At 61.0% G+C, this 26,415-nt stretch carries 26 protein-coding genes; 14 read left to right on the top strand and 12 right to left on the bottom strand.

Going from position 1 to position 26,415, the window contains the following annotated elements; all coding sequences use genetic code 11:
* Positions 1-2 precede the first annotated feature (2 nt).
* Entirely contained in the window at positions 3-665 is a 663-nt protein-coding gene (gene maiA / locus E4O98_RS06440; protein ID WP_248091170.1) for a maleylacetoacetate isomerase, read from the top strand.
* Positions 666-687: 22 nt separating this feature from the next.
* Positions 688-2,043, top strand: coding sequence for an aromatic acid/H+ symport family MFS transporter (locus tag E4O98_RS06435; RefSeq protein ID WP_148853397.1), 1,356 nt, complete (start codon positions 688-690; stop codon positions 2,041-2,043).
* A gap of 1 nt (position 2,044) precedes the next feature.
* Here the strand turns inward: E4O98_RS06435 and E4O98_RS06430 are convergent, their stop codons facing one another.
* Positions 2,045-2,848, bottom strand: a complete 804-nt coding sequence (locus tag E4O98_RS06430) for a tetratricopeptide repeat protein (RefSeq protein WP_248134440.1) — start codon at positions 2,846-2,848, stop codon at positions 2,045-2,047.
* 186 nt (positions 2,849-3,034) lie between these two features.
* Between E4O98_RS06430 and E4O98_RS06425 the strand changes: the two genes are divergently transcribed.
* Positions 3,035-4,054 (top strand): Glu/Leu/Phe/Val dehydrogenase dimerization domain-containing protein, encoded by a 1,020-nt coding sequence (locus E4O98_RS06425; protein WP_248134439.1) that lies wholly within the window; start codon positions 3,035-3,037, stop codon positions 4,052-4,054.
* Positions 4,055-4,109: 55 nt separating this feature from the next.
* Here E4O98_RS06425 and E4O98_RS06420 read toward each other — a convergent pair whose 3' ends face one another.
* A complete protein-coding gene (locus tag E4O98_RS06420) occupies positions 4,110-4,370 on the bottom strand; it encodes a YebG family protein (protein ID WP_003188807.1) in 261 nt (86 codons plus the stop codon).
* Positions 4,371-4,664: 294 nt separating this feature from the next.
* Between E4O98_RS06420 and E4O98_RS06415 the strand changes: the two genes are divergently transcribed.
* Complete coding sequence (locus tag E4O98_RS06415) at positions 4,665-5,153, top strand: phosphate-starvation-inducible PsiE family protein (protein ID WP_003188808.1); 489 nt, start codon at positions 4,665-4,667, stop codon at positions 5,151-5,153.
* On the opposite strand, the gene E4O98_RS06410 is transcribed toward E4O98_RS06415, so the two are convergent.
* The 3 genes from E4O98_RS06410 to E4O98_RS06400 all read right to left on the bottom strand — a co-directional run bounded on the left by E4O98_RS06410 (position 5,150) and on the right by E4O98_RS06400 (position 8,459).
* Positions 5,150-5,467, bottom strand: coding sequence for a DUF3509 domain-containing protein (locus E4O98_RS06410; RefSeq protein ID WP_032877639.1), 318 nt, complete (start codon positions 5,465-5,467; stop codon positions 5,150-5,152). The genes E4O98_RS06415 and E4O98_RS06410 overlap by 4 nt on opposite strands.
* Positions 5,468-5,734: 267 nt before the next feature.
* Positions 5,735-7,021, bottom strand: coding sequence for a serine/threonine transporter (locus E4O98_RS06405; protein ID WP_148853394.1), 1,287 nt, complete (start codon positions 7,019-7,021; stop codon positions 5,735-5,737).
* Between the two features lie 61 nt (positions 7,022-7,082).
* Entirely contained in the window at positions 7,083-8,459 is a 1,377-nt protein-coding gene (locus E4O98_RS06400) for an L-serine ammonia-lyase (protein WP_248134435.1), read from the bottom strand.
* A 137-nt stretch (positions 8,460-8,596) separates the two neighbouring features.
* On the opposite strand from E4O98_RS06400, the gene E4O98_RS06395 reads away from it, so the two are divergent.
* Together E4O98_RS06395 and E4O98_RS06390 are read left to right on the top strand one after the other, a co-directional pair.
* Entirely contained in the window at positions 8,597-9,544 is a 948-nt protein-coding gene (locus E4O98_RS06395; RefSeq protein ID WP_005785109.1) for a LysR substrate-binding domain-containing protein, read from the top strand.
* 213 nt (positions 9,545-9,757) lie between these two features.
* On the top strand, positions 9,758-10,168 hold the full coding sequence (locus E4O98_RS06390) for an HPF/RaiA family ribosome-associated protein (protein ID WP_032877636.1): 411 nt from the start codon (positions 9,758-9,760) through the stop codon (positions 10,166-10,168).
* A gap of 54 nt (positions 10,169-10,222) precedes the next feature.
* Here E4O98_RS06390 and E4O98_RS06385 read toward each other — a convergent pair whose 3' ends face one another.
* Positions 10,223-11,734, bottom strand: coding sequence for an MFS transporter (locus E4O98_RS06385; protein WP_032877635.1), 1,512 nt, complete (start codon positions 11,732-11,734; stop codon positions 10,223-10,225).
* A gap of 106 nt (positions 11,735-11,840) precedes the next feature.
* Here E4O98_RS06385 and E4O98_RS06380 point away from each other — a divergent pair, with 106 nt between their 5' ends.
* A complete protein-coding gene (locus tag E4O98_RS06380) occupies positions 11,841-12,713 on the top strand; it encodes a LysR family transcriptional regulator (RefSeq protein ID WP_032877634.1) in 873 nt (290 codons plus the stop codon).
* 135 nt (positions 12,714-12,848) lie between these two features.
* On the opposite strand, the gene fecA is transcribed toward E4O98_RS06380, so the two are convergent.
* From fecA to E4O98_RS06365, 3 genes are all read right to left on the bottom strand, one after another.
* Positions 12,849-15,185: a TonB-dependent Fe(3+) dicitrate receptor FecA gene (fecA, locus tag E4O98_RS06375; protein ID WP_248128076.1), complete on the bottom strand. Its 2,337-nt coding sequence runs from the start codon at positions 15,183-15,185 to the stop codon at positions 12,849-12,851.
* A 90-nt stretch (positions 15,186-15,275) separates the two neighbouring features.
* Positions 15,276-16,217, bottom strand: coding sequence for a FecR domain-containing protein (locus E4O98_RS06370; protein ID WP_103733378.1), 942 nt, complete (start codon positions 16,215-16,217; stop codon positions 15,276-15,278).
* Entirely contained in the window at positions 16,214-16,702 is a 489-nt protein-coding gene (locus E4O98_RS06365) for a sigma-70 family RNA polymerase sigma factor (protein WP_103733591.1), read from the bottom strand. Before E4O98_RS06365 ends, E4O98_RS06370 begins: the two co-directional genes overlap by 4 nt.
* Before the next feature lie 170 nt (positions 16,703-16,872).
* Here E4O98_RS06365 and E4O98_RS06360 point away from each other — a divergent pair, with 170 nt between their 5' ends.
* The 6 genes from E4O98_RS06360 (at position 16,873) to E4O98_RS06335 (ending at position 23,017) form a co-directional block, all read left to right on the top strand.
* Positions 16,873-17,175 (top strand): DUF3649 domain-containing protein, encoded by a 303-nt coding sequence (locus E4O98_RS06360; RefSeq protein WP_032877631.1) that lies wholly within the window; start codon positions 16,873-16,875, stop codon positions 17,173-17,175.
* The gene (locus tag E4O98_RS06355; protein ID WP_248134433.1) at positions 17,172-18,746 is read left to right on the top strand and encodes a PepSY-associated TM helix domain-containing protein; all 1,575 of its coding nucleotides are present in this window, start codon (positions 17,172-17,174) and stop codon (positions 18,744-18,746) included. Before E4O98_RS06360 ends, E4O98_RS06355 begins: the two co-directional genes overlap by 4 nt.
* Positions 18,746-19,072, top strand: coding sequence for a DUF3325 domain-containing protein (locus E4O98_RS06350; protein WP_032877629.1), 327 nt, complete (start codon positions 18,746-18,748; stop codon positions 19,070-19,072). Before E4O98_RS06355 ends, E4O98_RS06350 begins: the two co-directional genes overlap by 1 nt.
* 7 nt (positions 19,073-19,079) lie before the next feature.
* Positions 19,080-19,658, top strand: a complete 579-nt coding sequence (locus tag E4O98_RS06345) for an RNA polymerase sigma factor (RefSeq protein WP_032877628.1) — start codon at positions 19,080-19,082, stop codon at positions 19,656-19,658.
* A complete protein-coding gene (locus E4O98_RS06340) occupies positions 19,655-20,632 on the top strand; it encodes a FecR family protein (RefSeq protein ID WP_078820358.1) in 978 nt (325 codons plus the stop codon). Before E4O98_RS06345 ends, E4O98_RS06340 begins: the two co-directional genes overlap by 4 nt.
* Positions 20,633-20,776: 144 nt before the next feature.
* Positions 20,777-23,017 (top strand): TonB-dependent receptor, encoded by a 2,241-nt coding sequence (locus E4O98_RS06335; RefSeq protein ID WP_248134431.1) that lies wholly within the window; start codon positions 20,777-20,779, stop codon positions 23,015-23,017.
* A 136-nt stretch (positions 23,018-23,153) separates the two neighbouring features.
* On the opposite strand, the gene E4O98_RS06330 is transcribed toward E4O98_RS06335, so the two are convergent.
* Entirely contained in the window at positions 23,154-23,504 is a 351-nt protein-coding gene (locus E4O98_RS06330) for a glutaredoxin family protein (RefSeq protein ID WP_032877625.1), read from the bottom strand.
* Positions 23,504-24,508: a nucleoid-associated protein YejK gene (gene yejK / locus E4O98_RS06325; protein ID WP_003171997.1), complete on the bottom strand. Its 1,005-nt coding sequence runs from the start codon at positions 24,506-24,508 to the stop codon at positions 23,504-23,506. Before yejK ends, E4O98_RS06330 begins: the two co-directional genes overlap by 1 nt.
* 397 nt (positions 24,509-24,905) lie before the next feature.
* On the opposite strand from yejK, the gene E4O98_RS06320 reads away from it, so the two are divergent.
* Complete coding sequence (locus E4O98_RS06320) at positions 24,906-25,187, top strand: HU family DNA-binding protein (protein WP_005785131.1); 282 nt, start codon at positions 24,906-24,908, stop codon at positions 25,185-25,187.
* Between the two features lie 78 nt (positions 25,188-25,265).
* Here the strand turns inward: E4O98_RS06320 and rlmF are convergent, their stop codons facing one another.
* A complete protein-coding gene (gene rlmF, locus E4O98_RS06315) occupies positions 25,266-26,285 on the bottom strand; it encodes a 23S rRNA (adenine(1618)-N(6))-methyltransferase RlmF (RefSeq protein ID WP_005785132.1) in 1,020 nt (339 codons plus the stop codon).
* Positions 26,286-26,415: the final 130 nt, after the last annotated feature.

Below are 26,415 nucleotides of genomic sequence, written 5' to 3'. Positions count from 1 at the left end.
TCATGGAACTCTATACTTACTACCGTTCCACCGCGTCGTATCGGGTACGTATTGCCCTGGCGCTCAAGGGCCTGGATTTCACCGCGCTGCCAGTCAACCTGCTGGTCCCGGCAGGCGGCGCCAATCACCAGCCCGAGTATCTGGCGATCAACCCTCAAGGACGTGTGCCGGCGCTGCGTACTGATCAAGGGGAGATGTTGATCCAGTCGCAGGCGATCATCGAATACCTGGAGGAGCGTTATCCACAGGTGCCGTTGCTCTCCAAAGACCCGGTAGCGCGCGCCCATGAGCGGGCGGTAGCGTCGATCATCGCCTGCGATATCCACCCGCTGCACAACTCCAGCACGCAGAACCTGTTGCGTCAGTGGGGGCACGATGAAGCGCAGTTGCTTGAATGGATCGCCCATTGGGTCAGCCAGGGGCTGGGTGCGGTGGAGCAGTTGATTGGAGATAAGGGCTTCTGCTTTGGCGAGCAGCCAGGCATGGCGGATGCATTTCTGATTCCACAGCTGTATGCGGCCGAACGTTTCAAGGTGCCGCTGGTGGCTTACCCGCGCATTGGGCGAGTGGCAGCGTTGGCGGCGCAGCATCCGGCCTTCGTACAGGCCCACCCCGCCAATCAACCTGACACACCGCCCCTCCCACCTTTGATCGTGCCAACCTAATAAAAAATAAAGGTACCTTGCGATGCACAATCAGATTGCCAGCTTTCGCGCGGCACTCGACGCCCGTCCGGTGTCGCGCTACCAGTGGTTGATTCTCGTGTTGCTGGCATTACTGCTGGTCACCGATGGCTACGACGCCCAGGTGCTGGGCTATGTAGTGCCGGCGCTGGCTCAGGATTGGGGCCTGGAAAAAGCTGCGTTCGGGCCGGTGTTCAGCGCCAACCTGCTCGGGTTGACCCTCGGCTCGCTGCTGGTGACACCGCTGGCGGATCGTTTCGGCGTGCGGCGCATCCTGTTGGCCTGTGTGCTGATCTATGCCAGCCTCACCGTACTGATGGTGTTTGCCAATTCCCTCACCACACTGATGGCGGCGCGGTTTATCTGCGGCATCGGCATGGGGGGCGCAATGCCCAGTGCCATGGCATTGATGTCTGAATATTCGCCGCCGCGCATGCGCACCTTGATGGTGACCCTGGCGGCCTGCGGCTTTTCGTTCGGCGGCGCGGCGGGCGGCTTTGTGGCGGCCGGGTTTATCGACAGCTTTGGTTGGCAGGCGGTGTTCCTGGCTGGTGGGGTAACGCCGTTGCTGCTGTTCCCGTTCCTGGTGTGGCTGTTGCCCGAATCCTTGCCACGCCTGTTGCGCGATGCCCCGCCGTATCTGCGTTTGCGCAAAGTCACGGCGCGGATGCTGCCCGACTGGCAACCGCCGCCCGCGACCGAAGCTGAAAACCTGCAGGAACAAGGCAGCAAACTGACGGTGGTGGAGCTGTTTCGCAACGGCTACGCGCGCCCGACGCTGCTGATCTGGGCGACTTTTTTTGTCAGCCTGATTTTGCTGTATTTCATGATCAGCTGGTTGCCATCGCTGTTGCTCGAAAGCGGCCTGGCGCTGAACGAAGCCAACCTGGTCACGTCCATGTTCCTGTTTGCCGGCACCTTGGGCGCCATCCTCATGGCCTGGTTTGCCGACCGTCTGAAAAGCAAAGTGCGGTTGCTGTCCGGGGTGCTGGCGGCGGCTGCGTTGTGCACCATCCTGCTGGGCTTGAACCACGACAATCCACGTTACCTGGTGGCCTGCGTGTTCGCCGCCGGGTTCTGCATCATCGGCGGGCAACTGACCCTCAATGCCTTTGCGAGCAATTTCTACCCGGCGCAGGTGCGCGCCACCGGCACAGGCTGGGCGTTGGGGGTAGGGCGTTTTGGATCAATCCTGGGGCCGCTGTTCGGCAGTATGTTGCTGGCGATGCATATACCGGTGGAGCAGATTTTCTTCTTCTGTGCGATTCCGGCGGTGATTGCGGCGCTGTTGATTATTCAGGTGCGGGCGCCGGGCTCCACTACGCTAAAAACGCCAGTGCCTGGCGATATTCTCAATTAGGTCAATGCACCACTGAATTGGGCGGCAGGTGCCCCAGCCGCTCGGTCAGGCGCAGGCGCTGGATTGGGTCTTCGCTGAGCATCAACGCATGTTCCAGGTCAAAGCGCTCGGCGCTCGGGCAATCCAGGCGCTGGTACAGGCTGGCGCGGGCAAGGTAGTCGGCGGCGCTGGCATTGCCCAGTTCCAGTACGCGCTCGGCGTCCACCAGGGCAGCCAGGGGATCGTCGTTGGCGAGGTGCAGTTGGCGCAGGTTACGTGACAGCCGCTGCAGGATCGCCCTAGGCTCGGCGGTGTGCAGGTGGTCGGCGTGCAAGTTGAGTTTTGGCCCGTATTGGCGGTGCAGCAGTTCGCGACAGTCGTTGGGGTACAGGCGTCGACCGCCGCACGGGTCCAGCAGGTGGTCGGCACCGGGTACGCGTAGCAGGAAGTGGCCGGGGAAATTTACCCCGACCATGGGGATATCCAGGCGCCGTGCCATTTCCAGTGCGATCAGGCCCATGGCCAAGGGTTGCCCGCGTTTTCGCAGCAGCACTTTGTCCAGCAGCGCGGCCGCGGGGCGCAACGGGGTCTGATCATCCTGGGCAAACCCCAGGTCATTCAGGCGCCGCAGCAGCGGCTGGCCGAGTTCATCGGCCGGCAACAGGGGCATGCCCAGGCTGACCTGCTGTTGCAGCACACGCAGCTCTTGCAGGATCAGCAACGGCTGTACGCTGGCATCGTGTTCGGCAGCCATCCACAGCGCGGCTTCAAACAGCGCAGGGGGTGAACGGTCCAGGCAGGCGAAAAAGGCTGTGCGGGGATTCATCGCGTTCTCCGGCGGATGCCCCGTTTTAGCCTTGCCAGGAAATTTCGTCCAGTATCTTGAAAAATATCCTGCGTGCTTATGTCCTGGATCTTACGAAACAGCGCGGCTTATTCCAGTGCAATCCAGCAGTTTTCTGCCGCGAGCCTATACTTTGCCCACAACCAAAAGTGATTCGGGAGCTCATTGATGTTTGCGCTCATGCACAGCACCCGCCTTGAATCGCTGCACCTGAGCGTCGACCCGGTGACCGGGCTGAAAGCGATCATCGCCATCCACAACAGTCGCCTGGGGCCTGCCTTGGGCGGCTGTCGCTACCTGGCTTACCCCAACGATGACAGTGCCGTGGCCGATGCCGCGCGCCTGGCCCAAGGCATGAGCTACAAGGCTGCATTGGCCGGGCTGGCGGTGGGCGGCGGCACGGCGGTCATCATCCGCCCTGTGCACGTGGAGAGCCGCGCCGCGCTATTCGAGGCGTTTGGCCGCTGTATCGAAAAACTCGACGGCCGTTTCATTACCTCGATCGACAGCGGCACCTCGGTCGCCGACATGGATTGCATCGCCCAGAACACCCGCTTCGTCACCAGCACCACCGCCGCCGGCGATCCTGCGCCCCATGCCGCCATGGGGGTGTTTGCCGGCATCCGTACCACCGCCATGGCGCGCCTGGGCAGCGACAACCTTGAGGGCCTGCGCGTAGCGGTGCAGGGCCTGGGCAACGTCGGTTATGCCCTGGCCGAGCAACTGCACGCCGCGGGTGCAGAACTGCTGGTCAGCGACATCGACCACGGCAAGGTGCAACTGGCCATGGAACAACTGGGCGCCCACCCGATTGCCAACGACGCCTTGCTCAGCACCCCCTGCGACATCCTCGCGCCCTGCGGCGTCGGCGCCGTATTCAACCGTAACAGCGTCGGCCAGTTGCGGTGCGCTGCCGTGGCAGGTTCGGCCAGCGCACAATTGACCAACCTGGACATCGCCGACCAGTTGGAAGGCCGCGGCATCCTCTACGCCCCGGACTACGTGATCAACTCCGGCGGCCTGATCTACGTCGCCCTCAAACACGCCGGCACCGACCTGCCCGGCATCACCGCGCACCTGTCGAACATTGGCACGCGCCTGACCGAAATCTTCGCCCACGCCCAAGCCGAAAAGCGCTCCCCTGCAAGGGTCGCCGATGAGCTGGCCGAACGCTTGCTGTACAAATAGGCCGGGCATTAAAAAGGCCCTGAATCCATGATTCAGGGCCTGTTCAATTCGGGCTTTACTCTGCCGCCGGGTTCAACAGCTCGGACAGCGCGTCCGGTTGGCTCTTGAACGCCTTGGCAAATACATCGCGGTTCTTCGCCATGTAGATCCCGGCTTCTTCCACCTGCTGCTCGCTCAACGACGGCACGGCTTTTTGCAACACCTCTGCCAGCAACTCAGCGAGTTCAAGCATCTTGTCATGACGGTCAGCTTCGGCTTTATCCATGAACAAACGCTCCAGATCTCGGCTGCTGCGGTATACCACTTCGACGGCCATTCACCACCTCACATGCCTTCACGATAGTTGTCTTTTGCGACTACTGTATTTATATACAGCTAAAAGGATAAGCCAAACGTTGGGGTTTGGATAGTAGGTTTTTAATGTAGTTGGGAAATGGGGGCGCTGCGCACCCCAGCGGGAGCAAGCTCCCTCGCCACAAGGATTGATTAAGTGCCTAATGTCAGCCCGCCACCATCTCACTATCCTGCCTATGGCCTTGTTTCTGCATACAGAACAACCGTCACGTCCAACCCGCATTATCCGGTCGAACCGACCTAAGGAAGCATCATCGTGAAAATCAACTGGGCCGAAAGGCTGCGCCAGCAAGTCCACGGGCTGGCCGAGTCCCTGGGCAATCTGTTTGTCGAGTCGTTTCACTACCTGGCGTTGTTTGCCATTGGTGCGGTGACCGCCTGGGCAGCGGTGATGGAGTTTTTGGGGATGCTGGAAAATGGGCACATCAAGATCGATGACATCTTGCTGCTGTTCATCTACCTGGAACTGGGCGCGATGGTCGGGATTTACTTCAAGACCAACCATATGCCGGTACGCTTCCTGATTTATGTGGCAATCACCGCGCTCACGCGTTTGCTGATCTCCAACGTGTCGCACCACAACCCGCCGGATGTAGGCATCATCTACCTGTGCGGCGGAATTCTGTTGTTGGCGTTCGCGATCCTGGTGGTGCGCTATGCGTCGTCGGCGTTCCCTTCGGTGAAGGTCGAGAGCCCGCGCCGCAAGGGCGAAGCGAGCCTTGAGACCGAGAAGGGCGAGCTTTAAAGCCCCACGCTGAAGGGCAGGGTACGGGCGGGCGGTCGCTGCAGGAGTTTGTGGCTGTCGCCGTCCGTCATCAGCTCCAGGATTTCCACGGCGCTATGACCCTGTTCGATGGCGATGCCGAACTGGATGCTTTGCACCAGGCGCTTGAGGCGCTGCGGGTCGTTGCGCTGTTCGGCGCTGATCATGCGCTTGGCCACCACGCCGGTCTCGTCCGAGAGGGTGAGCATGATGCTGCCGTCCAACCGTTGGATGCTCAGATTGACGCGGTATTGGGGGGTGAAGGTGTCGGTGATGATCTGAAAAGGATTGTCCATGGTGCGTTACCGCCTGATAAGAACATGCAGTCATTGACGGCCGGTGTCAGGATTAGTTCGCATTGCCTGACCATCGGCCAAATTCCGTTTTCCTCAATAGCTCTACAGCAAGGGCCGTGCCGTACAGGCGCTGGAAGCTCAAAGTGGGAGGGGGCTTGCCCCCGATAGCAGTCTTTGAGCCGAGTATTTATTGGCTGATACACCGCTATCGGGGGCAAGCCCCCTCCCACATTTGATCTGCGTTGTGCTTGAGGTCAGTGAGCTATTTCAGGGCATCACGGAAAAAACGATCGCAGACAGCGCAATCAGCCCGATGACCACCACAAACACATTCGATACCTGACCTGAATACTGGCGCAAAGATGGCACGCGGCGAATCGCGTACATCGGCATCAGGAACAGCAGGCACGCGATGATCGGCCCGCCCATGGTTTCAATCATGCCCAGGATGCTTGGGTTGAAGGTGGCCACGGCCCAGCAGGTCAGCACCATGAACAGCGCGGTGGAGCGTTCCAGCCATTTCGCCGACATCGAGCGGTTGCGCCCGCGCAGGGATTTGACGATCAAGCCCTGGAAGCCTTCGCTGGCGCCGATGTAGTGGCCCAGGAACGATTTGGTAATCGCCACCAGCGCGATCAGCGGCGCGGCGTAGGCGATTACTGGGGTCTGGAAGTGGTTGGCCAGGTACGACAGGATCGAGATGTTCTGCGCCTTGGCGGCGGCCAGGTCAGCAGGTGACAGCGCCAGTACGCAGCTGAAGCAGAAGAACATCACGGTCAGCACCATCATGGCGTGGGCGGTGGCGAGGATGCCGCTGCTTTTGCGCTCGGCCTGGGCGCCGTAGACGCGCTTCTGGTCCACGGCGAAAGCGGAGATGATCGGTGAGTGGTTGAACGAGAACACCATCACCGGGATCGCCAGCCACAGCGTCTTGAAGAACAGCGGCAGCGGCATGCCTTCGCTGGCGGAGGCGAAGAACGCGCCATTCCAGTTGGGGATCAGGCTGACAGCCAGCAGCAACAGCGCAGCAACGAAAGGGTACACCAGCACACTCATGGCCTTGACGATCACACCCTGGCCACAACGCACGATGGCCATCAGGCCGAGGATCAGCACCAGGGACAAGATCGCACGGGGCGGTGGGGTCATGTGCAGTTGGTGCTCCATGAAACTGCCCAATGTGTTGGTCAGTGCCACGCTGTACACCAGCAGGATCGGGAAGATCGCAAAGAAGTAGAGCAGGGTGATCAGCTTGCCGGCGCCGACACCAAAGTGTTCCTCGACCACTTCGGTGATGTCGCCGGATTTGCCCGACAACACAAAGCGCGTCAGCCCACGGTGGGCGAAGAAAGTCATCGGAAAAGCCAGCAGCGCCAGCACGATCAGCGGCCAGAACCCGCCGACGCCTGCGTTGATCGGCAGGAACAGGGTACCGGCGCCGATGGCGGTGCCGTAGAGGCCGAGCATCCAGGTGGTGTCGTGTTTGGTCCAGCCGGTGGTAACGGTGTTGTCCAGAGCGGGATTTTCGGCAGCAGGTGTACGTACATCAGTCATCGGTATTGCCTCGTTATTATTTTTGCGCGGGCTCACGTTGGGGCGGGTAGCAGTGCTCCGATCAGCACTCCACCCAGCTGACCGCCAGGCCGCCCCGTGAAGTTTCTTTGTATTTGTCATGCATATCGGCGCCGGTATCGCGCATGGTGCGGATTACCCGGTCGAGGGAAATGAAGTGCTTGCCGTCACCGCGCAGGGCCATTTGCGTGGCGTTGATCGCCTTGACCGCGGCAATGGCATTACGCTCGATGCACGGCACCTGCACCAGGCCGCCGACCGGGTCGCAGGTCAGGCCGAGGTTATGTTCCAGGCCGATTTCGGCGGCGTTTTCCAGTTGCTCGGGGGGGGCGCCGAGAATATCGGCCAGGCCGGCGGCGGCCATGGCGCAGGCCGAGCCCACTTCGCCCTGGCAGCCGACTTCGGCGCCGGAGATCGAGGCGTTTTTCTTGCAGAGGATGCCGACGGCGGCGGCGGCCAGGAAGAAATTGACCACATCATCGTCAGACGCGTCGGCGTTGAATTTCATGTAGTAATGCAGCACCGCCGGGATGATGCCGGCCGCGCCATTGGTCGGGGCAGTGACCATGCGCCCGCCGGCGGCGTTTTCTTCGTTGACGGCGAGGGCGAACAGGTTGACCCATTCCATCGCCGACAAGGTTGAAGTGATCACATTGGGTTTGCCGATTTCCAGCAGGCTGCGGTGCAGTTTCGCCGCCCTGCGCGGTACGTCCAGGCCGCCGGGCAGGATGCCTTCATCGCGCAGGCCCTGTTCCACGCATTCGCGCATCACCGACCAGATGTGCAGCAGGCCACTACGGATCTCTTCGTCGCTGCGCCACGCACGTTCGTTGGCCATCATCAGTTCGGAAACCCGCAAGCCATGCTTGTTGCACAACGCCAGCAGTTCCACGGCACTGGAAAAGTCGTACGGCAATTGCACGTCGCTGGTCGGCGCAATGCCCGAGGCGGCTTCCGCGGCTTCGATGATGAAACCACCGCCTACCGAGTAATAGGTCTGCTCGCTCAGAGGGCCGTTGTCGCCATAGGCGTGCAGGGACATGGCGTTGGGGTGGTAAGGCAGGCTTTCATCCAGCAGCAACAGGTCGGTGTGCCAGTTGAAAGCGATTGCCTGGGAGCCGGCCAATAGCAATTGACCCGACTCGCGCAGTTGCTGGATACGCGCATTGATCGAGGTGGGGTCGACGCGGTCCGGCCATTCGCCCATCAAGCCCATCACACAGGCGCGATCAGTGGCATGGCCTACGCCGGTGGCGGACAGCGAGCCGTACAGACGCACTTCAACGCGGCGGGTTTGGCTGAGCAAATGCTGATCGGTCAGGGCCTGGGCGAACGTCGCGGCAGCGCGCATCGGGCCGACGGTATGGGAGCTGGAGGGGCCAATGCCCACCTTGAATAGATCGAAAACACTGATAGCCATGCTAAAGCCTTACAAGCAATGGAGTAGAAATCGCTGCCATGTTTTGTAGAGCAGGCGGAATTGGCGCGATACTGAGCCTCTGGATCGGCACTGACCAACGAATTATCCTAAGACACCCTTTAGCAGGACTAAACGCTATGACCCGCCCCCTTCACGGCCAGACCTATGTGTGGCTGCATGTGTTTTCTTGCGCTGCACGGCATCTGTCGTTCACCCGCTGCGCCGAAGAACTGCACATCACACCGGGGGCGGTGAGCCAGCAGATTCGCCAGTTGGAGGAGCGCCTGGGCTTTCGTCTGTTTCATCGGCGCGCCCGTGGCGTTGAACTCAGCGCCGAGGGGCAGCGCCTGGCGGCGGTGGTCGGCGAGGCTTATGGCAGCATTGATGCGGAATTGCAGCGCTTGGATGCCGGGATGATCAGCGGCACCCTGCGCCTGCGCTCGATCCCCTCGTTTCTCGGCAAATGGCTGACCCCGCGCCTGCCACGTTTGCAGCAGCGCTTTCCCGATATCCAACTGCGCATGGTCGCCGAAGACAGCAGCATCGCCCTGCATGAAGGCGACTTTGACCTGGCCATCGACCTCAACGATGGCAGCTACCCCGGCTTGTTATCCACAGCCCTGCTGGACGAGCAGATATTCCCGGTGTGCGCCCCCAGCCTTCTACGTGGACGGCCGCCGTTGCATGGCCCGGCCGATCTGGCGCATTTTCCGCTGCTGCACGACATCACTGCCTGGCGTGGGAGTTATGAATATGCCGAGTGGGAGTTCTACCTGAATGCCATCGGCCACCACGGTGCCGACGTGCGGCGCGGGCATACCTTCAACCGCAACCACCTGACCATCGAAGCCGCCATTGCCGGCATGGGGGTAGCGATTGCGCGGCGCACGTTGCTCAATGATGAACTGGAACGCGGCACCTTGATTGTGCCGTTTGGCCTGGCCGTGCCCAACCATAAGCGCTATGTGCTGCTGTATGCGCCAGGTGCATTGAGCCACCCCGGCGTGCGCGCGGTGCACGACTGGCTGGTGGAGGAAGCAGGGATTTTTCGCGGTTTGCACCCGTTGGGAGAGGGGCAATTGTGAGGAAAACAGAACGTAAGAAGTTGTAACTAACTCCCCACCCTACCAGCGTTTTTGCCCGTCGTCAGGGTTAATTTGTAATGTAGGATTTATCTTTGCAAAGGGGTTGAATTGTTTTAGCAGGTGCTCAATTGTGTAATCAGGAGGTCATGGTTTCACCACCCTGGTGTTGCAGTTTGTGACCTCTGGCGAGCTAGCTGAAATAAGGGAAGAACTATGCAAATCCAAGTCAATAGCGATAACCATATTGAAAGCAGCATCCGACTGGAGGAGTGGGTACGTACTACCATTGAGAGCACGCTCGAACGTTACGAAGAAGACCTGACCCGCGTTGAGGTCTACCTGCGGGATGAGAACGGCGACAAGCCCGGTCCCCACGATTTAAGTTGCCGCCTGGAAGCACGGCCAAAGGGCCATCAACCGGTTTCCGTGTGCCATAAAGCCGATACGCTGGAACAAGCGATCGATGGCGCCGCCACCAAGTTGGACCATGCGTTGGAACACCTGTTTGGCAAACTGCAAGGCAAGCCCCGCGCTGCCGCGAAAACCCAGCCAATCAACAAAGTGAATGAAGACGCGCTTGAAGAGGAATTCCTGGAAAACGAAAACGCTGCAATCAACGGCTGACCGTTTTTTAAACCCCCACTGAAAACGGGCCTGCATATGCAGGCCCGTTTTCGTTCAACGCCGTCGCTGGAAGAAATACCGGCTCAGAGCGGCCAGTCCGCAAGCGCCCAAGCCCGCAAACAGCATGGCCCAACCAGCACCGCTACGCAGGGCCGTCTGTGCCTCCAGGCTTGTGAGGCCAGGCGCGTTCAGCTTGCCCGCCGCAATATGCTGGCTGAGGGTTGCCCAATCCGCCGCCGTGCTGGTCGGCAATACATTGGCCAGGTGATGGCTGATTCCGAGCAACAGCACCAGCCCCATCAATGCGATGTTGAGCGCCAGGGTGATCAGCCGTGCGCTGAAGTCGATGCCCGAGGCCATGCCTGCGCGGTCAGTCGAGACGGCGCCGGTAGTGGTATTGGTGGTCGGCGAATTGGTCAGCGCCAGCCCAATGCCGGCGATCGCGCAACTGAGCAGCACCAGTGCTGTGCTGGGCTGTTCGGCGTAATTAACCGCGGCCATGCCCAAAAAACCTGCGCCCATCGTCCCCAGGCCCAGGGGGATGATGCGTTCGGCGCCAAAGCGCAGGGCCAGGCGTTCGGCCAATGGCGGTACCAACAAAGTGGGCAAGGTATACGCGAGCAGTGCGGCGCCGGTGGTCAGCGTGTCGTAACCCAGGCCCGCCTGGAAATACAGTGGCAAGTAGATCATGAACGGCCAGAAGCTGAAGTTCATGCCGATTGAGCCCATCAAGGCGCCGTTGAAACGTTGGATGCGGAACACCGAGAAGTCGAACATCGGATGGGCGCTGCGCCGTTCGATCAAGATAAACAGCAGCAGTCCGAAGACCGACAGGCCGGCCCAGCCGAGCATCGCCGGGGTGCCGAAGCCGTTCTCGCTGCCCTGGGTGATGAAGTAGACCAGCGCAAACACCGCCAGCGTCATGGTCAACATGCCGGCAATGTCGAGGCGATGGCTGGCCGGGTCACGGGATTCCTGCACGCTGATGTGCAGCAGCGCCAAGGTAAACAGGGTCAGTGGTACATGCACCAGGAACACCCAGCGCCAGTCCGCGACGGCCAGTATCACTGCCCCGATCATCGGCCCGAAACCCAGGCCCACGCCGGCAATTACGCCCCATATCGCGAACGCTCGCGCCCGCGCCGCCGGTTCGCGGAACTGGTGGGACAAGATGGCAAACTGGCAAATCATCATCGCGCCGGCGCCAATGCCCTGGATGAACCGCGCCACGATCAGTGTCGGCGCATCGTTGGCCAGGCCACACGCCAGCGAGGCCAGGGCGAACACCCACAGACACAGCACCAGCACGCGCCGCCTACCGAAACGATCCGCCAGCGTGCCTGCCGCCATCAGCACGCTGGTGCAGGCCAGGGTGTAGGCATTCATGATCCATTGGGCGTCTTGAAAGCCGGTACCCAATTCCTGTTCCAGCGTCGGCAGGATCACCGGCACGCTGGAGATTTCCAGGCCGAACATGAGGGCCACCAGGCAAACGGCGGTGAGGGCCAGGGCATTTCTGGCGGTGCTCGGCGGGTTGAGGGCCGATGCAGCTGCGGCGGACGGCATGACGAGTTCCTTTCAAATAGGGGAGGGCTCTATTCTCTCGGGAACCGGATTCGTTATTCGTGATAAGTTTTCCATTGATATGGGAATCAAAGGCGACAATTGACGCATGGCTACCCCGCGTTTTGATGGCGTTGAGCTGTTTTTGCAAATCGTTGAGAGCGGCAACCTGACCGACGCCGCCGAGCGCCTGAACCTTACACGCTCGGCCGTCGGTAAAGGCTTGGCGCGTCTGGAGGCGCGGCTGGGCACGTGCCTGTTGCAGCGCTCCACGCGCCGCCAGCGGTTGACCGAGGATGGGCAGGCGTACTACGAACATTGCCTGCGCGCATTGGCCGAACTGGAAGCGGCCGAATCGGTGCTCGAAAGTGGTCGGCAACAACCACGGGGACGGCTGAGGGTCAGTGTGCCGCTGGCGTTCGGGCACCACTATGCGGCACCGGCCTTGTGGGGCTTGATGGAGAGTTACCCTGAACTTGAAATCGAGATTTGCTTCTCCGACCGCATGATCGATTTGGCGCAAGAAGGCTTCGACATGGCCGTACGCATCGGCCCGTTGCCGGACACCGACCGCCTGAGTGCCCGTCGCCTGGGCCAGCAGGCCATGGGGCTGGCAGCCTCGCCGGCGTATCTGCAGCGCAAGGGCGCCATTGAACGTATCGAAGACCTGGCCGCTCATCGCGGCATTGCGTATCGCAGCAACACCACGCATCGCTCGCGTCTGGCTTCGCCCCTGATAGTGGACGACCTCCAGGCGCTAGCCGATGCCGCCATCGCGGGCGTGGGCCTGGCCTGGTTGCCGAGTTGGTTGATTGCTCACTATGCGCTGCGGGGGCAATTGGAAGCGGTGCTGCCCAGCTATCGCGAACAGCCTGCGCCGATCCATGTGGTCTGGCCGACGGCGGTGCATATGCCGGCCAAGACGCGGTGTGCCATCGATGCGTTGGTGGCGGCCACGCCCAGTTGCCTGGCGGGCAGTTGAAGTCGGTTAGGTCCAATGTGGGAGGGGGCTTGCTCCCGATGGCGGTGTATCAGTGGCAAATGTACCGACTGACACACCGCCATCGGGAGCAAGCCCCCTCCCACAGTAGGTTCTGTGTTGTTCTGCAGATTTGGGTCAGAACGCGATAGAGGTTTGCACATACACCGTACGCGGCTCACCCACATACTTGCCCTTGTTGTTGTCGTCAAACGAGCGGGTGTAGTACTGCTTGTTGAAGATGTTCTTCACCCCCACCGCCACATTCAAATCCGACAATTGCGGGCCGAAGTCATAGGCCGCGCGGCTGCTGAACAGCATGTAGCCGGGGATCCGCCCATTGGCACCGTCGGCGCTCTCGGCCTGGGTGTTGGCGTTGTCGGCAAACTGGCTGCTCTGGTAGCTGCTGTCCAGGTTGAGCTTCCACGGGCCTTCGGTGTAACCCACGCCGAGGGTGCCTTTGTGCTTGGACGAGAAGGGCACGCGGTTGCCTTTGTTCGGGCCGTCTTCGCGAATGGTCGCGTCGACATAGGCATAAGTGGCATACACATCGAAACCCGCCAGCGCCGGGCTCAGGCCGTCGAGCGCATAGTTGATGCTCGACTCGATGCCCTGGTGACGGGTTTCACCGCGGGCGATCACCGTGTCGTTGGTCTGGTTGCTGTCGTACTGGTTGTCGAAGTTGATCAGGAATGCGCCGATTTCTGCGCGCAGGCTGCCATTGTCGTAGCGCGTGCCGAGTTCCCAGGTGCGGGCTTTTTCCGGTTTTACTTCGCCGCTGTTCACGCGGTTGGGCATCTGGCTGTACTGCACGCTGCCGAACGAGCCTTCGGTGTTGGCGTAGAGGTTCCAGTCGTCGGTGAGGTGATAGAGCACGTTCAGTGCCGGCAGTGCGGTGTTGTAGTCGCCTTTGTATTTGACGTTGCTGAGGTTGTTGGTCTGCTGGGACTCGATCATCTCGTAGCGCACGCCCGGTGTGATGGTCCACTTGCCGATATCAATGCGGTCGTCGATAAAGAACGCGTTGGCTTCGGTGCCGCCACGGGTGTCGCGGTCGTTGCGACTGTTGGTGGTGGGGATTTGCTGGTTGGCGGCAATCGGCGTGCGGTAGCGCAACTCGTGGCCGGCTTCATTGATATAGCGATAGCCGACACCCACTTCATGGCTGGTCGGGCCAAGGTCGAAGCCCTGGGCGAAGCGGGTTTCCAGGCCGCGTACCCAGTATTCGCGTGGCGACAGCGACAGGAAGCTGCCCTGGTCCAGGTAACCGCTGCGCAGGGTCTTGGTGAAGAAACTGTTGACCGTGAATTCGCGGCGATCCTGCTCGTAGCGATAGCCGACGTTGAACATCGTACGGCGGCCCCAGAATTTGTCGTACGGGCGGGTGGACTGATACGGGTCGGCCTTGTAATCCTTGACGTTCAAGCCTCCGGGCATGTCGGCCTGGCCTTCGTAGTACTGCGCCATGGCGTTGAAGCTGTTGGCGTCGTCCAGTTGGTATTTGCCCTTGAGGATCAGGTCGTCGATGCGCGTGTTGCTGTTTTCGCGCCAGTCGCCACCCCGGGTGCCGGAGTACAGGATCGCGCCGCCCAAGCCGTTGTCAGCAGTGCCGCCGGCCAGCAGGTTGCCAGTGGTCTTGAAGCCGTCGTGGCTGGAAGACGGGCTGGTCTCGGTCTGCAAGCCGCCCTTGACCGTGGGCGCCTGCGGGATGGCGCGGGTCACGAAGTTGACGATGCCGCCGACGTTCTGCGGGCCGTAGCGCACCGCACCGCCGCCACGGACCACATCTACCGCGTCCATGTTGCCCATGCTGATCGGCGCAAAGGACAACTGCGGCTGGCCATAGGGCGCGAAGGGCACCGGGATGCCATCCATCAGCACCGTGGAGCGCGATGCCAGGCGCGGGTTGAGCCCGCGAATGCCGAAGTTCAGCGCCATGTCATGGCTGCCGGTGCCGTTGTTTTCCGGGGCGTTGACGCCGGGAATGCGGTTTAGCACGTCGCGGGCTTGGGTTGCACCTTGGCGTTCGAACTCCTCGCGGCGGATCACATCACGGGCGCCGGGGTGTTCGAACACGTTGGTTTGCGCCGCGTCACCGAGCCAGTCGCCGACCACGTTGGAGGTTTGCAGTTCGAGGGTGGCGGGGGCGCCAGCCGGTTGCAGGCTGAAGGCATTGTCGCCCTCGGCCCGGGCTTGCAGGCCGGTGCCCTCCAGCAGTTTGCTCAGGCCCTCGGCCGCGCTGTAATTGCCCGACAGGCCAGGGCTTTGCATACCGGCCGTCACGTGGGAACCGAATGACACCAGCACACCGGCTTGGCGGCCAAATTGATTCAGGGCCGCTTCCAGGGTGGTCGGCGCGATGTGGTACGCCTTGGCGTCGGCGGCCATCACCGCAGGCAGCACGGTCAGGCTGAGGCTGGCGCCCAGTAGGAGTTGGCGCAAGGTGCGGGCAAGAAGCGTCGGTTGCTGGGGCATGAAGGTGGTCCTGAGAAGGAAGGATCAAGGTGGCTTTCCTTCTCTGTCACGCCAGGTGCGGAAAACAGCTCACACAAATGCAAAATAAATTCAGGCTCGGGCCTGCACGGTCACCCAATAGCGGGTAAAGCGCCGAACTTTCACCGGCAGGCTGATTTCCAGCAGGTCCAGGATGCGTTCGCTGTTATCCAGCGGGTAGCTGCCGGACAGCAAAAGGTTTGCCACCTGCGGGTCACAATTGAGCTGGCCGCGACGATAACGCCCCAGTTCATTCAAGAAGTCTTCAAGGCGCATGTGTGCAGCCACCAACATACCGTCGGCCCAGGCGCCGCTGTTGGCGTCGGTGGCGCGTGGGGTGTCCCAGCCCTTGCGGGTGAAATTGACCTGGCGTGCGGCATCGACGCTCAGCGGCAAGCCGCTGTAGTTGTTGGGCATCACCTCGACCTGGCCGGCCAGCACCGCCAATTGGGTGTGGTCGTTGAACTGGCGCACATTCAAGCGCGCCGCCTGGCTGCTGAGCAGGCCCTGGCCGGTCAGCACGCGCAACGGCGTATCACCGGCACGGGAGGTGAGCAGGATTTCCCCTTCGAGCAGGCGTACCAGGCGCTGCCGACCGTCGAAATGTACATCCACCGCGCTGCCGGTGTTGAGCTGCAACTGGCTGCCGTCGGCCAATTGCACCGTACGGCGCTGGCCAACCGGGCTGCGATAGTCGGCGCTCAGCGGCGGCAGAATATGTTGCTGACGCAGGCTCCAGGCCGCTGCCGAGCCAGCGCCCAGGATCAACAGCAACTTCAGCGCCTGGCGTCGGCTGCTGGAGCGCGGTGCATTCAACGCAGCGTGCGCCAGGGGCGAGGGCATCCCGCGCAAGCGCTGATTGACCTGCTGAATCTGCTCCCACGCACGCTGGTGCTCGCTGTGGGCGTTCAGCCATTGTTGCCAGGCCGCTTGCTGGCGAGGGTTGAGCGCGCCTTGCTGCATTTCCAGCAGCCAGTGCACGGCTTGTTCGGCGACTTGGCTGGACACGTTCATAGGGCGAAGTAGCAGCGCATGGCGGCTTTGGTCAGGTGGCGTTTGACCGTGGCGATGGAAATGCCCAGTTCTGCGCTGATTTGCGCGTAGGTCAGGCCGTCGAGCTGGGCCAGCAGGAACGCACGTTTAACCAGCCTGGGCAGGCCGTCGAGCAGTTGGTCCAGCTCCAGCAGGGTTTGCAGAATGATTGCGCGGTCTTCTTCCGATGGCGCCACGTGCTCGGGCATTTGCGCCAAGGCATCGAGGTAGGCGCGCTCCAGGTCCTGGCGGCGATAGAAGTTGCACAGCACGCGCTTGGCCACGGTGGTGAGGAAGGCGCGGGGCTCGATCAGTGTCGGGGTATCCCGTGCGCTGAGCACGCGAATAAAGGTGTCCTGGGCCAGGTCGGCGGCGTTTTCCGGGCAGCCGAGCTTGCGTCGCAACCAGCCGGTGAGCCAGTGGTGATGGTCGTTATACAAAACTTCGACGGTGTTGGACGGCTGCAACGCGATCACTCCACAAGCATTGACACGCTTTAGAGAACAAGAATTGTTCGCATTGTAGGGCGGGTAACGAGCTTCGGCAATCGGCCAGGGCAGGTGATTCATCCGTTCTCTTTTGCTTATGAGAATATTTATCATTAATATTGCGCGTTGATGAACTTGGCGCCTGCCGCATGAAAAGCAAAACCGCATTGCCCATTTCCTATCGCCTCGCCGTCACCTCGCGCGTGCTGGCGGCTGTGATCGGTGGTTACTTGATGGCCTCCCTGGCCGCCATCTGCCTGGCGCTCTGGTTGCCCACTTCCCGCGCCGATGCGGTGGTCACCGGCATGATGAGTTCGTTTGTGTTCTACCTGTTGGCGGTGCTCTGGTGTTTTGCTTGCCGCACGGCCTGGCGCGCCTGGGCCGGGGTGATGGTGCCAAGTGCGCTGTTCGCCACGTTGGCCGGCGTTGGTTTCTGGGTGGCGCGCACATGAAAGAGGGCTTTCGCCAGGCCATGGCCTGGCTGCATACCTGGGCCGGATTGATCTTCGGCTGGCTGCTGTTTGCGATTTTCCTGACCGGCACCCTGGCCTATTTCAAAGACGAAATTACCCACTGGATGCAGCCCGAAGTGCAGGCCCATCCCCTGGACGACGGGCGTAGCCTTGCCGTAGCCCAGAATTACCTGCAACAACAGGCGCCCACGGCCGCACGCTGGTTCATTACCTTGCCTACCCATCGTGATCCCGGCCTGTCCGTGATGTGGCAAGACAAGGTCGAGCCCGGCAAGCGCGGCACCTTCATCCAGAAAACCCTCGACCCGGTCAGCGGCCAACCCGTCCAGGCCCGCGACAGCAAGGGCGGCGAGTTCTTCTATCGGTTCCACTTCCAGCTGCAAATGCCTTACCCGTGGGGCCGCTGGCTGTCGACCATCGCCGCCATGGTGATGTTGGTCGCGCTGATCACCGGCATCATCACCCACAAGAAAATCTTCAAGGACTTCTTCACTTTCCGCCCGCGCAAAGGTCAGCGCTCCTGGCTCGACGGGCACAACGCGGTGGGCGTGCTGGTGCTGCCGTTTCACCTGATGATCACCTACAGCAGCCTGGTGATTTTCATGAACATGGTCATGCCCGCGCCTATCATGGCGTCCTATGGCGACGACAGCCGGGCGTTCTTCGATGAGTTGTTCCCCGCTACCAACAATGCGCCGGCCCTCGGCCAGCCCGGTCAGTTGCTGCCGTTACTGCCGATGTACCAGCAGGCGCGCGAGCAGTGGGCGGGCGGCCATGTGGGGCGGCTGGCGGTCAATAACCCTGGCGATGTCAACGCCTCGGTGAATGTGTTTCGCGCCGGCTCCGACAGCGTGGTGCACGCCTTTGGCAATACCCTGTCGTTCAACGGCACCACTGGCGAGCTGTTGCGGGCCAGTGGCGAGCCGTCTTTGCCTGCGGTGATTGGTGGCAGTTTCTATGGTTTGCACATGGGCCATTTTGCCGGTCCCGTGCTGCGTTGGTTGTACTTTATCTGCGGCCTGGCGGGCACCGCGATGATTGGCACGGGGCTGGTGATCTGGCTCGGCAAGCGCCAGCTCAAGCATGCCAAAACTTCGGTGATGCCGTTTGAACTGCGGTTGGTGGAAGTGTTGAACATTGCCAGCATGTCCGGGCTGATGATCGCCATCGCTGCGTTTTTCTGGGCCAACCGACTGTTGCCGGTGAGTTTCGCCGAGCGTTCCGACTGGGAAGTACAAGCGTTCTTTATCGCCTGGGGCCTGAGCCTGCTGCACGCCATGTTGCGTCGCGGTCGCCAGGGTTGGGTCGAGCAACTGAGCTTCGGCGCGTTGCTGTTTGCGGCGGTCCCACTGCTTAACGCCAGCACCACCTCGCAGCATTTGGGCGTTTCTCTGGTCAATGGCGACTGGGCGATGGCCGGCTTCGATCTGACCTGCCTGGCCAGTGGTGCGTTTCTCGCCTGGGCGGCCTGGAAGATGCACCATCGCACCGCGCCGCAACCCAAGGCCGAACGTGCACGTGGCCTGACGCTCAAGCAGGAGGCCAGCTGATGCTGCTCGCGCTGCTGATGTGCTACGCCGGGTTTACTGCGCTGTGCCTGTCCACAGACCGTCACCACGGCGAGCTGCTGCACAGCAAACCCACGCCCACTCGGCGTTTGGGGCTGCGCGTGGGCGGTTGGTTGCTGCTGATTGTCGCGATCTGGCCCGCGGTGCTTGCCGCCGGTTGGAGCCAGGGCCTGGTGCAGTGGTGCGCGGTGTTGATGCTCAGCGCCTTGCTGCTGGTGTTGCTGCTGCCTTATCGCCCAAGGCTGGCCTTGATCCTGGCGGGCCTGAGCCTGCTGGCCAGCCCTGTTACGGCATTCGCCCTGTCCTGAGCCTGCCATGATGATCAGTCCACCGCCGGAACCCCAGGACAGCCCGCACACAGATGCGGCCGGTGGGCGTGCGCATTTCCTGCAGGTATTTTTGTCCCAGCGCTCGCAGATGGAGGCACTGGTCAGCCGCCGCGTCGGTTGCCGCGCCACCGCGGCCGACCTGGTGCAGGATTTGTTCCTGCGTTTCTGGCGCCGCCCCCTGGTGCAGGTCGAAGAGCTCAGTACCTACTTGCTGCGCTGCGCGGGCAATATCGCCATTGACCATTTGCGCACTGAAGGCGCCCGAGTGCGCAGCAATGAAGGCTGGTTGCCGGAGCAACAAGATAACCAGCGGTGCGAACCCCAGGCGGCGCTGGAGGCCGGCAATGATCTGCGCCATGTCGAAGCCGCCTTGCGCAGCTTGCCCGAGCGCACCCGGCAGATTTTCCTGCTCAACCGCATCCACGGTCGCAAATACGCGGAGATCGCCAAGGCCATGGGGCTGTCCCAAAGCGCCGTGGAAAAACATATGATGCGCGCCCTCGAAGCCTGCAAGGCCAGCCTTCGCGAACCGCCGCCTCCACGCACGCCAGGGAAAGCACCGTGAACGTTACGCCCACACCCGCCCAGGAACAGGCCGCGCTGGCCTGGCTGAGCCTGTTGCATGACCAGCCCAGCAGCGGCGACCAGGCTACTTTCAGCCGCTGGCTGCGCGCTGATCCCGCGCATGTCGAGGCCTACGCCCAGGCCCAGGTGCTGTGGGAGTTGAGCGAAGTGCCGGCACGCCAGCTGGCTGATGAGGATGCGCTGGCCTTGCAGGGCTACCTCAATAAGATCAACACCTCCAAGCATTCACGTGGGGTGCGTTGGTCCGGCGCCCTGGCGATGGCCGCAAGCCTGCTGTTGATGGTGGCGATGGGCGCAGGTTGGCAGCCGTCGCGCTGGGTTGATGAGTTAGGTGCCGATTACGTGACGGCGGCGGGGGAGGTGAAGACCTTTACCCTGGCAGATCAATCCCAGGTCACCCTCGACGCCGACAGCGCGATTGCCGTGGATTTCAGCCATGGCGAGCGGCATATCCAACTGCGTCGCGGTGCGGGATTTTTCAGTGTGACCCACACGGGCCAGCCTTTCGTGGTGGAGGCAGGCGGTGGTGAAGCGCGGGTGCTGGGCACCCAGTTTGAAGTGCGCCTGCAACCTGCCGGGGCAGAGGTCACGGTGTTATCCGGACGGGTTGGCGTGACGCCATCCAAACAGGGCCTGCAACAGGTACTGGCTGCAGGTCAGCAAGTGGCCTATGCCGACGGCGTAGCCGACACCCTGCACGCTGTCGACAGCCAGTCCCGCCTGGCCTGGCGTGACGGCTGGCTCAATTACTACAAGGCGCCGCTGGCGGATGTGGTCAAGGACCTGAGCCGTTATTACCCGGGCCGCATCGTGTTGCTTAACGATGAGATGGGCGCCAGGCGCGTCAGCGGCAGCTTTCCAAGCAAGGATCCGCAGGCGGTGTTGAATGCGCTGCAAGCGGTGCTCGGCTTTGAACAACACTCGCTGCTGGGGCGCATGATCGTGTTGCGCTAGCTTCACCAAACCTTCATCGCAATCGCCAAAACCTGTCACCAAACGGTTACACGTGCCGTGGATCATCCCTGGGTTCCTGAACAAGTGGTCAGGAAGAGCACCTCTGCCCCATACAACACAACAATGTCAGTAAGGGATCTACACGTGAACTACAACACTCTTTATGCCCTGCTTATGGCATCGGGCCTGGGCGGCTTTGCGCCGCTGGTTCTGGCCGATGACACACAGGATGTGGGGTCGGTGAACGTTACCGGCAAGCAGACCCTGGGCAACGGCCATATGATCCGCGAAGAAAGTGCCAAGGCGCGTTCCACGGTCACCAAAGAAGCCATGGATGAAATGTCGGGCACCGCCAACGCCATCGACAAGCTCAAGTACACCCCGGGCATCAACGTTTCCAGTGATGACGCCAGCGGCACCAGCGGCACCACCTTCACCATGCGCGGCATGAGTTCGGACCAGGTCGGGGTTTCGGTCGACGGCGTGCCGATCAACGACTCGGGCAACTACAGCGTGTATTCCAACCAGCTGGGTGACCCGGAAAACCTCGCCGAAGTGTTCGCCACCCAAGGCTCTTCCGAGGCAGACGGCCCGCACATTGGCTCCAGCGGCGGGAACATCGGCATGATCACTGTCCGGCCGACCAAGGATGCCGGGGTATTCGCCAAGCAGATCGTAGGTGCCAACGCCCTGCGCAAGACGTTTGTGCGGGCTAATACCGGCGATTTTGGCGGCCTGAAAACCTGGGTCTCGGCGTCGCATCTGGAAGGCGACAAGTGGCGCGGCAAGGGCACTCTGCGCAGCGACAAGATCGAGTGGAGCAGCTTGTTCGAAGATGACAACGGCAATTCCACACTGGCCACGGTCAAGTACAACAAACAGGAAAACTACAACTACAACAGCCTGAGCAAATCACAGTTTGACACGGAGGGGCGGCGCAAGGACTACGCCGAAAGCCCGGTGTACAAGGCAGGTCTGTTGTCTGCGTCCTACAAGCTCAACCGCAACCCCTTCGAAAGCGTAAACGCCACGCTGACCCAGCGCTGGCAATTGCAAGACAACCTGTCGCTGACAGTCACGCCGTACTACTACTGGTCCAACGGCGGCAGCTTCATCGGCCAGACCGCCTCCAACCTGGGGCCAAAGTCTGACAAGGCCGGCAACTACGACCTGAGTAACCTGCAATCGGCCAACTATTACCGCCCTTCATGGACCGAGACCTGGCGCCCCGGCGTCACGGCCAAAATGAAGTGGGACATCAACGAAGCGCACAGTCTGGACTACGGCTACTGGTATGAACGCGCACGCCAGCGCCAGACCCAGCCATTTATCGGGATCAACGGCGAGGGCGCACCCGATGATGTGTGGGGCGATTACAACAGCGGCGGGCAGGTGGTCGACAAGAATGGCGCCACTGTACAAGGCCGCCACTATTACACCGTTACCCCGGCGCAGAAACTCTGGGTACAGGACAACTGGCAAGCCACGCCGGACCTGAGTTTTGTCGCGGGCCTGGCCTACCAATACGTCGAGCGCGACGGCAACAATCTCGGCAGCCTCTACGACAAAGCGGAAAAACGTAACACCCGTTACCATCAGTTCCTGCCCAACTTCAGCGCCAAGTACCAGGTCGACGAAAGCAACCAGGCGTTCTACAACGTCACTCGCAATATGCGCACGCCTCCCAACTACGTGCTGTACAACAAGGGCGACTCCGTCAGCCTCAAGTCCGAATTGAGCTGGAACCAGGAACTGGGCTGGCGCTACACCGAAGACGACATGGCGCTGAGTGCGACCTTGTTCTATATCAGTTTCAAGGATCGCCAGGTGTCGACCACCGACGCCAGCGGTGACTACATGGTGCTTAACGTCGGCAGCGTCGATAACAAGGGCCTGGAGCTGGAGTGGAGTGGCTTGTTGCCGCACAACTTCAACTACTACGCGTCGTACACCTACACCCAGTCCGAGCAGAAGGACGACCTGCTCAGTAAGAATGTGCTGCTGCCAACGTCGGGCAAGCAACTGGCCAACGTGCCGGAAAACATGTTCAACCTGGTGCTCGGGTACGACGACTCGCGGTTTTACGGCAACGTCGCGGGCAAGTATGTCGGCAGCTTCTATGGTGATTTGACCAACAAGGAGAAGATCGAAGGCCGTACGGTGTTTGACCTCAATGCCGGTATTTACTTGCCGGTGGACAAGAGGGTCATCAAGTCGGCGACCCTGCGCCTGTCGATGCTCAACGTCTTCGACAAGGAATACTTGAGTTCGGCGCGTACCGTGGCGTTCAACTCGGCGCCGGTCAACGGGTTGGGGGCGAGTACGGCGTATTACAACGTGGGCGAGGAGCGTACAGCGATGGTGTCGCTGGAAGCCAACTTCTAAGACCACCACAAAACCAAATGTGGGAGGGGGCTTGCTCCCGATAGCGGTGAATCAGTCATCATTTTCATTGATTGGCACACTGCTATCGGGAGCAAGCCCCCTCCCACATTTGATCCACGGTGTTTCAGGAATCAGGTTACTTCAGCGCCGCCATGATCGCATCCGGGTTGTAGTCGCGAATCAAAGTCCCGTTCACATCCACAAACGGAATCCCACCCCCGCCCAGTGCTTCATACGCCTTGCGCGCCTGGGCATCCTTCTCGATATCGACGGCCTGGTACGGGATACCCTTCTGGTCCAGAAAACGCCGGATCTGCTTGCAGTACCCACACCACTCGGTGGCATAGAGCACCACACGCGCCGAGGCGCGTACCTGCTCCGGCACCACCTGGGACGGGTTGAACACCCGCTCGATCTTGCCCCAGTTCTGGATCGCGACTACCACCAGCAACACCAGCAGGACTTTCTTTAAAACCCCGCCCAGCATCAATTACGGCGCTTGAGCTGATCGGTCAGTTGGGTCGGCAGGCCCTTGATGATCAAGGTGCCGGCGGCTTCGTCGTATTCGATCTTGTCGCCCAGCAGGTGCGCTTCAAAGCTGATGGACAAGCCCTCGGCGCGCCCGGTGAAGCGGCGGAACTGGTTGAGGGTGCGTTTGTCGGCCGGAATCTCCGGCGACAGGCCGTAATCCTTGTTGCGGATATGGTCGTAGAACGCTTTTGGCCGATCTTCATCGATCAGGCCGGAGAGTTCTTCCAGGCCCATGGGTTCGCCGAGCTTGGCCTGGCTGCTGGCGTAGTCCACCAGAGTCTTGGTCTTTTCGCGGGCGGATTCGTCAGGCAGGTCTTCGCTTTCAACGAAGTCACTGAACGCCTTGAGCAGGGTGCGGGTTTCGCCCGGGCCGTCGACGCCTTCCTGGCAACCGATAAAGTCGCGGAAGTACTCCGAGACTTTCTTGCCGTTCTTGCCCTTGATAAAGGAGATGTATTGCTTGGACTGCTTGTTGTTCTGCCACTCGGAGACGTTGATGCGCGCCGCCAGGTGCAACTGGCCCAGGTCCAGGTGGCGCGAGGGCGTCACGTCCAGCTCGTCGGTGACCGCCACGCCTTCGCTGTGGTGCAGCAGGGCGATGGCCAGGTAGTCGGTCATGCCTTGTTGGTAATGGGCAAACAGCACATGGCCGCCGGTGGAGAGGTTGGACTCCTCCATCAGCTTCTGCAGGTGTTCCACCGCAGTGCGGCTGAAGGTGGTGAAGTCCTGGCCACCGTCAAAGTATTCCTTCAACCAGCCGCTGAACGGATGCGCGCCGGACTCGGCATGGAAGAAACCCCAGGCCTTGCCTTGTTTGGCGTTGTAGCTCTCGTTGAGGTCGGCAAGCATGTTCTCGATGGCGGCCGACTCGGACAGTTCGGAGTCGCGGGCATGGAGCACTGCGGGGGTGCCGTCGGGTTTTTTGTCGATCAGGTGGACGATGCAATGACGGATCGGCATAGGCTTCTCGGCTGGTTGAAGGGGGAGGGGGCGGCCTCCCCGAAAAGTCGCCCAGTGTACCGCACCCATTGGCCGTGACGTGCCCCGAAGGGCATTTTGGATGCCCTCCGACTGCCCATATGCCTTTTTTTCACGGTTTAGAGCGATAAAGCTGACCAAATGGGTATGTTGAGGCGGATATTTCCCCGTCTCTGTGCTAGTTTTGCCCCGTCTTACGCCAAGTCTCGGCGTTAAGCGTGCATTCAGCATTTGTCAGGTCGAACCAATCCCCGTTTCAAGCATCTATAACCCCGATCTCCGTGGTTATAGCCGGGGATGCCAGGCCATGACGGTCGGGCTCGACGGCTGACACTGCACTCTGCAATCCATATGAATTTGATAGGGAAGGAACACCACAATGGCTTTGACTAAAGACCAACTGATCGCTGATATCGCTGAAGCTATCGACGCGCCAAAAACCACCGCGCGCGCTGCTCTGGACCAACTGGGCCAGATCGTTGCTGATCAGCTGGAAAATGGCGGCGAAATCACTCTGCCAGGCATTGGCAAGCTGAAAGTAACCGAGCGTCCTGCCCGTACTGGCCGTAACCCTTCGACTGGCGCTGCCATCGAAATCGCTGCCAAGAAAGTTATCAAGCTGGTTGTGGCTAAAGGCCTGACCGACGCTGTTAACAAGTAAGACGCAGTAAAAAAAACCGTGCTCCGGAGTGATCCGGGCACGGTTTTTTGTTGCCTGCGGTTTTATTGTGATGAAAGGTTAGTCGCGCACCCAGCGCTGGCGCCAGATCTGCTGCTCATTCTTGGTCTGGAACGTCCAGGCCACAAACCGGCTTTGCTTCTGCCCCTGAGACATCTCTACCACCTGGCTTTCCAGCACGCCGGCTTTTTTCAGCGCGGTTTCGATCGCAGGCAAGTTGGACGCTTTTGACACCAGGGTGCTGAACCACAACACCTTGTGGGCAAAATGCGCGCTCTCGGCGATCAACTGCGTCACAAAGCGTGCTTCGCCGCCTTCACACCACAGTTCAGCCGATTGGCCGCCAAAGTTGAGTACCGGCAACTTGCGTTTCGGATCCGCCTTGCCCAGGGCGCGCCACTTGCGCTCGCTGCCCTTGGTGGCTTCATCCATGGATGCATGGAACGGCGGGTTGCACATGGTCAGGTCAAAGCGCTCACCGGGTTCCAGCAAACCCAGCAGGATCTGCTTGGGGTTGGGCTGCTGGCGCAGCTGGATAACCTTGCTCAGGTCGTTGGACTGCACGATGGCCTTGGCGGCGCTCACGGCGATAGGGTCGACCTCCGAGCCCAGGAAGTTCCAGCGGTACTCCATGTAGCCAATCAGCGGGTAGACGCAGTTGGCGCCCATGCCGATATCCAGCACCTTGACGATCGAGCCACGCGGGATCTTGCCGTCGTTGACGCTGGCCAGCAGGTCGGCGAGGAAGTGCACATAGTCGGCACGTCCCGGTACCGGCGGGCACAGGTAATCGGCCGGGATGTCCCAATGCTGAATGCCATAGAACGACTTGAGCAACGCCCGGTTGAACACCCGCACCGCGTCCGGGCTGGCGAAGTCGATGCTTTCCTTGCCATAGGGGTTGATGATCACGAATTTCGCCAGTTCCGGCGTGGTCTTGATCAGCGCCGGGAAGTCGTAACGGCCCGTGTGGCGGTTGCGCGGGTGCAGAGTGGCCTCTTTGCGCGGTACCACGGGCTTGGCCGGGGTAGCGGATTTAGGCTTCTTGCGCGAAGGTTTAGGCGTAGTGGGGGCGGTCATGATGATTCTGGTGTTGGCTCAAAGTGGCGGCCATTGTCACACATCCTGAGCTCAACCCGGTCAAATGTGGGAGGGGGCTTGCTCCCGATAGCGGTGTGACAGTCAAAAATATTGAGACTGATACACCGCT

Origin of the sequence: Pseudomonas sp. W2Jun17, assembly GCF_023127795.1 — a bacterium.
Classification (GTDB): Bacteria; Pseudomonadota; Gammaproteobacteria; order Pseudomonadales; family Pseudomonadaceae; genus Aquipseudomonas; species Aquipseudomonas synxantha_A.
This window is presented reverse-complemented; position numbering and strand designations above follow the sequence as displayed.

What these genes read in the sequence shown, in the direction of transcription:
- maiA (WP_248091170.1), top strand. Translation starts at nt 3, where the DNA reads ATGGAACTCTATACTTACTACCGTTCCACCGCGTCGTATCGGGTACGT.
- E4O98_RS06435 (WP_148853397.1), top strand. Translation starts at nt 688, where the DNA reads ATGCACAATCAGATTGCCAGCTTTCGCGCGGCACTCGACGCCCGTCCG.
- E4O98_RS06430 (WP_248134440.1), bottom strand. Translation starts at nt 2,848, where the DNA reads ATGAATCCCCGCACAGCCTTTTTCGCCTGCCTGGACCGTTCACCCCCT.
- E4O98_RS06425 (WP_248134439.1), top strand. Translation starts at nt 3,035, where the DNA reads ATGTTTGCGCTCATGCACAGCACCCGCCTTGAATCGCTGCACCTGAGC.
- E4O98_RS06420 (WP_003188807.1), bottom strand. Translation starts at nt 4,370, where the DNA reads ATGGCCGTCGAAGTGGTATACCGCAGCAGCCGAGATCTGGAGCGTTTG.
- E4O98_RS06410 (WP_032877639.1), bottom strand. Translation starts at nt 5,467, where the DNA reads ATGGACAATCCTTTTCAGATCATCACCGACACCTTCACCCCCCAATAC.
- E4O98_RS06405 (WP_148853394.1), bottom strand. Translation starts at nt 7,021, where the DNA reads ATGACTGATGTACGTACACCTGCTGCCGAAAATCCCGCTCTGGACAAC.
- E4O98_RS06400 (WP_248134435.1), bottom strand. Translation starts at nt 8,459, where the DNA reads ATGGCTATCAGTGTTTTCGATCTATTCAAGGTGGGCATTGGCCCCTCC.
- E4O98_RS06395 (WP_005785109.1), top strand. Translation starts at nt 8,597, where the DNA reads ATGACCCGCCCCCTTCACGGCCAGACCTATGTGTGGCTGCATGTGTTT.
- E4O98_RS06390 (WP_032877636.1), top strand. Translation starts at nt 9,758, where the DNA reads ATGCAAATCCAAGTCAATAGCGATAACCATATTGAAAGCAGCATCCGA.
- E4O98_RS06385 (WP_032877635.1), bottom strand. Translation starts at nt 11,734, where the DNA reads ATGCCGTCCGCCGCAGCTGCATCGGCCCTCAACCCGCCGAGCACCGCC.
- E4O98_RS06380 (WP_032877634.1), top strand. Translation starts at nt 11,841, where the DNA reads ATGGCTACCCCGCGTTTTGATGGCGTTGAGCTGTTTTTGCAAATCGTT.
- fecA (WP_248128076.1), bottom strand. Translation starts at nt 15,185, where the DNA reads ATGCCCCAGCAACCGACGCTTCTTGCCCGCACCTTGCGCCAACTCCTA.
- E4O98_RS06370 (WP_103733378.1), bottom strand. Translation starts at nt 16,217, where the DNA reads ATGAACGTGTCCAGCCAAGTCGCCGAACAAGCCGTGCACTGGCTGCTG.
- E4O98_RS06360 (WP_032877631.1), top strand. Translation starts at nt 16,873, where the DNA reads ATGAAAAGCAAAACCGCATTGCCCATTTCCTATCGCCTCGCCGTCACC.
- E4O98_RS06355 (WP_248134433.1), top strand. Translation starts at nt 17,172, where the DNA reads ATGAAAGAGGGCTTTCGCCAGGCCATGGCCTGGCTGCATACCTGGGCC.
- E4O98_RS06350 (WP_032877629.1), top strand. Translation starts at nt 18,746, where the DNA reads ATGCTGCTCGCGCTGCTGATGTGCTACGCCGGGTTTACTGCGCTGTGC.
- E4O98_RS06345 (WP_032877628.1), top strand. Translation starts at nt 19,080, where the DNA reads ATGATGATCAGTCCACCGCCGGAACCCCAGGACAGCCCGCACACAGAT.
- E4O98_RS06330 (WP_032877625.1), bottom strand. Translation starts at nt 23,504, where the DNA reads ATGCTGGGCGGGGTTTTAAAGAAAGTCCTGCTGGTGTTGCTGGTGGTA.
- yejK (WP_003171997.1), bottom strand. Translation starts at nt 24,508, where the DNA reads ATGCCGATCCGTCATTGCATCGTCCACCTGATCGACAAAAAACCCGAC.
- E4O98_RS06320 (WP_005785131.1), top strand. Translation starts at nt 24,906, where the DNA reads ATGGCTTTGACTAAAGACCAACTGATCGCTGATATCGCTGAAGCTATC.
- rlmF (WP_005785132.1), bottom strand. Translation starts at nt 26,285, where the DNA reads ATGACCGCCCCCACTACGCCTAAACCTTCGCGCAAGAAGCCTAAATCC.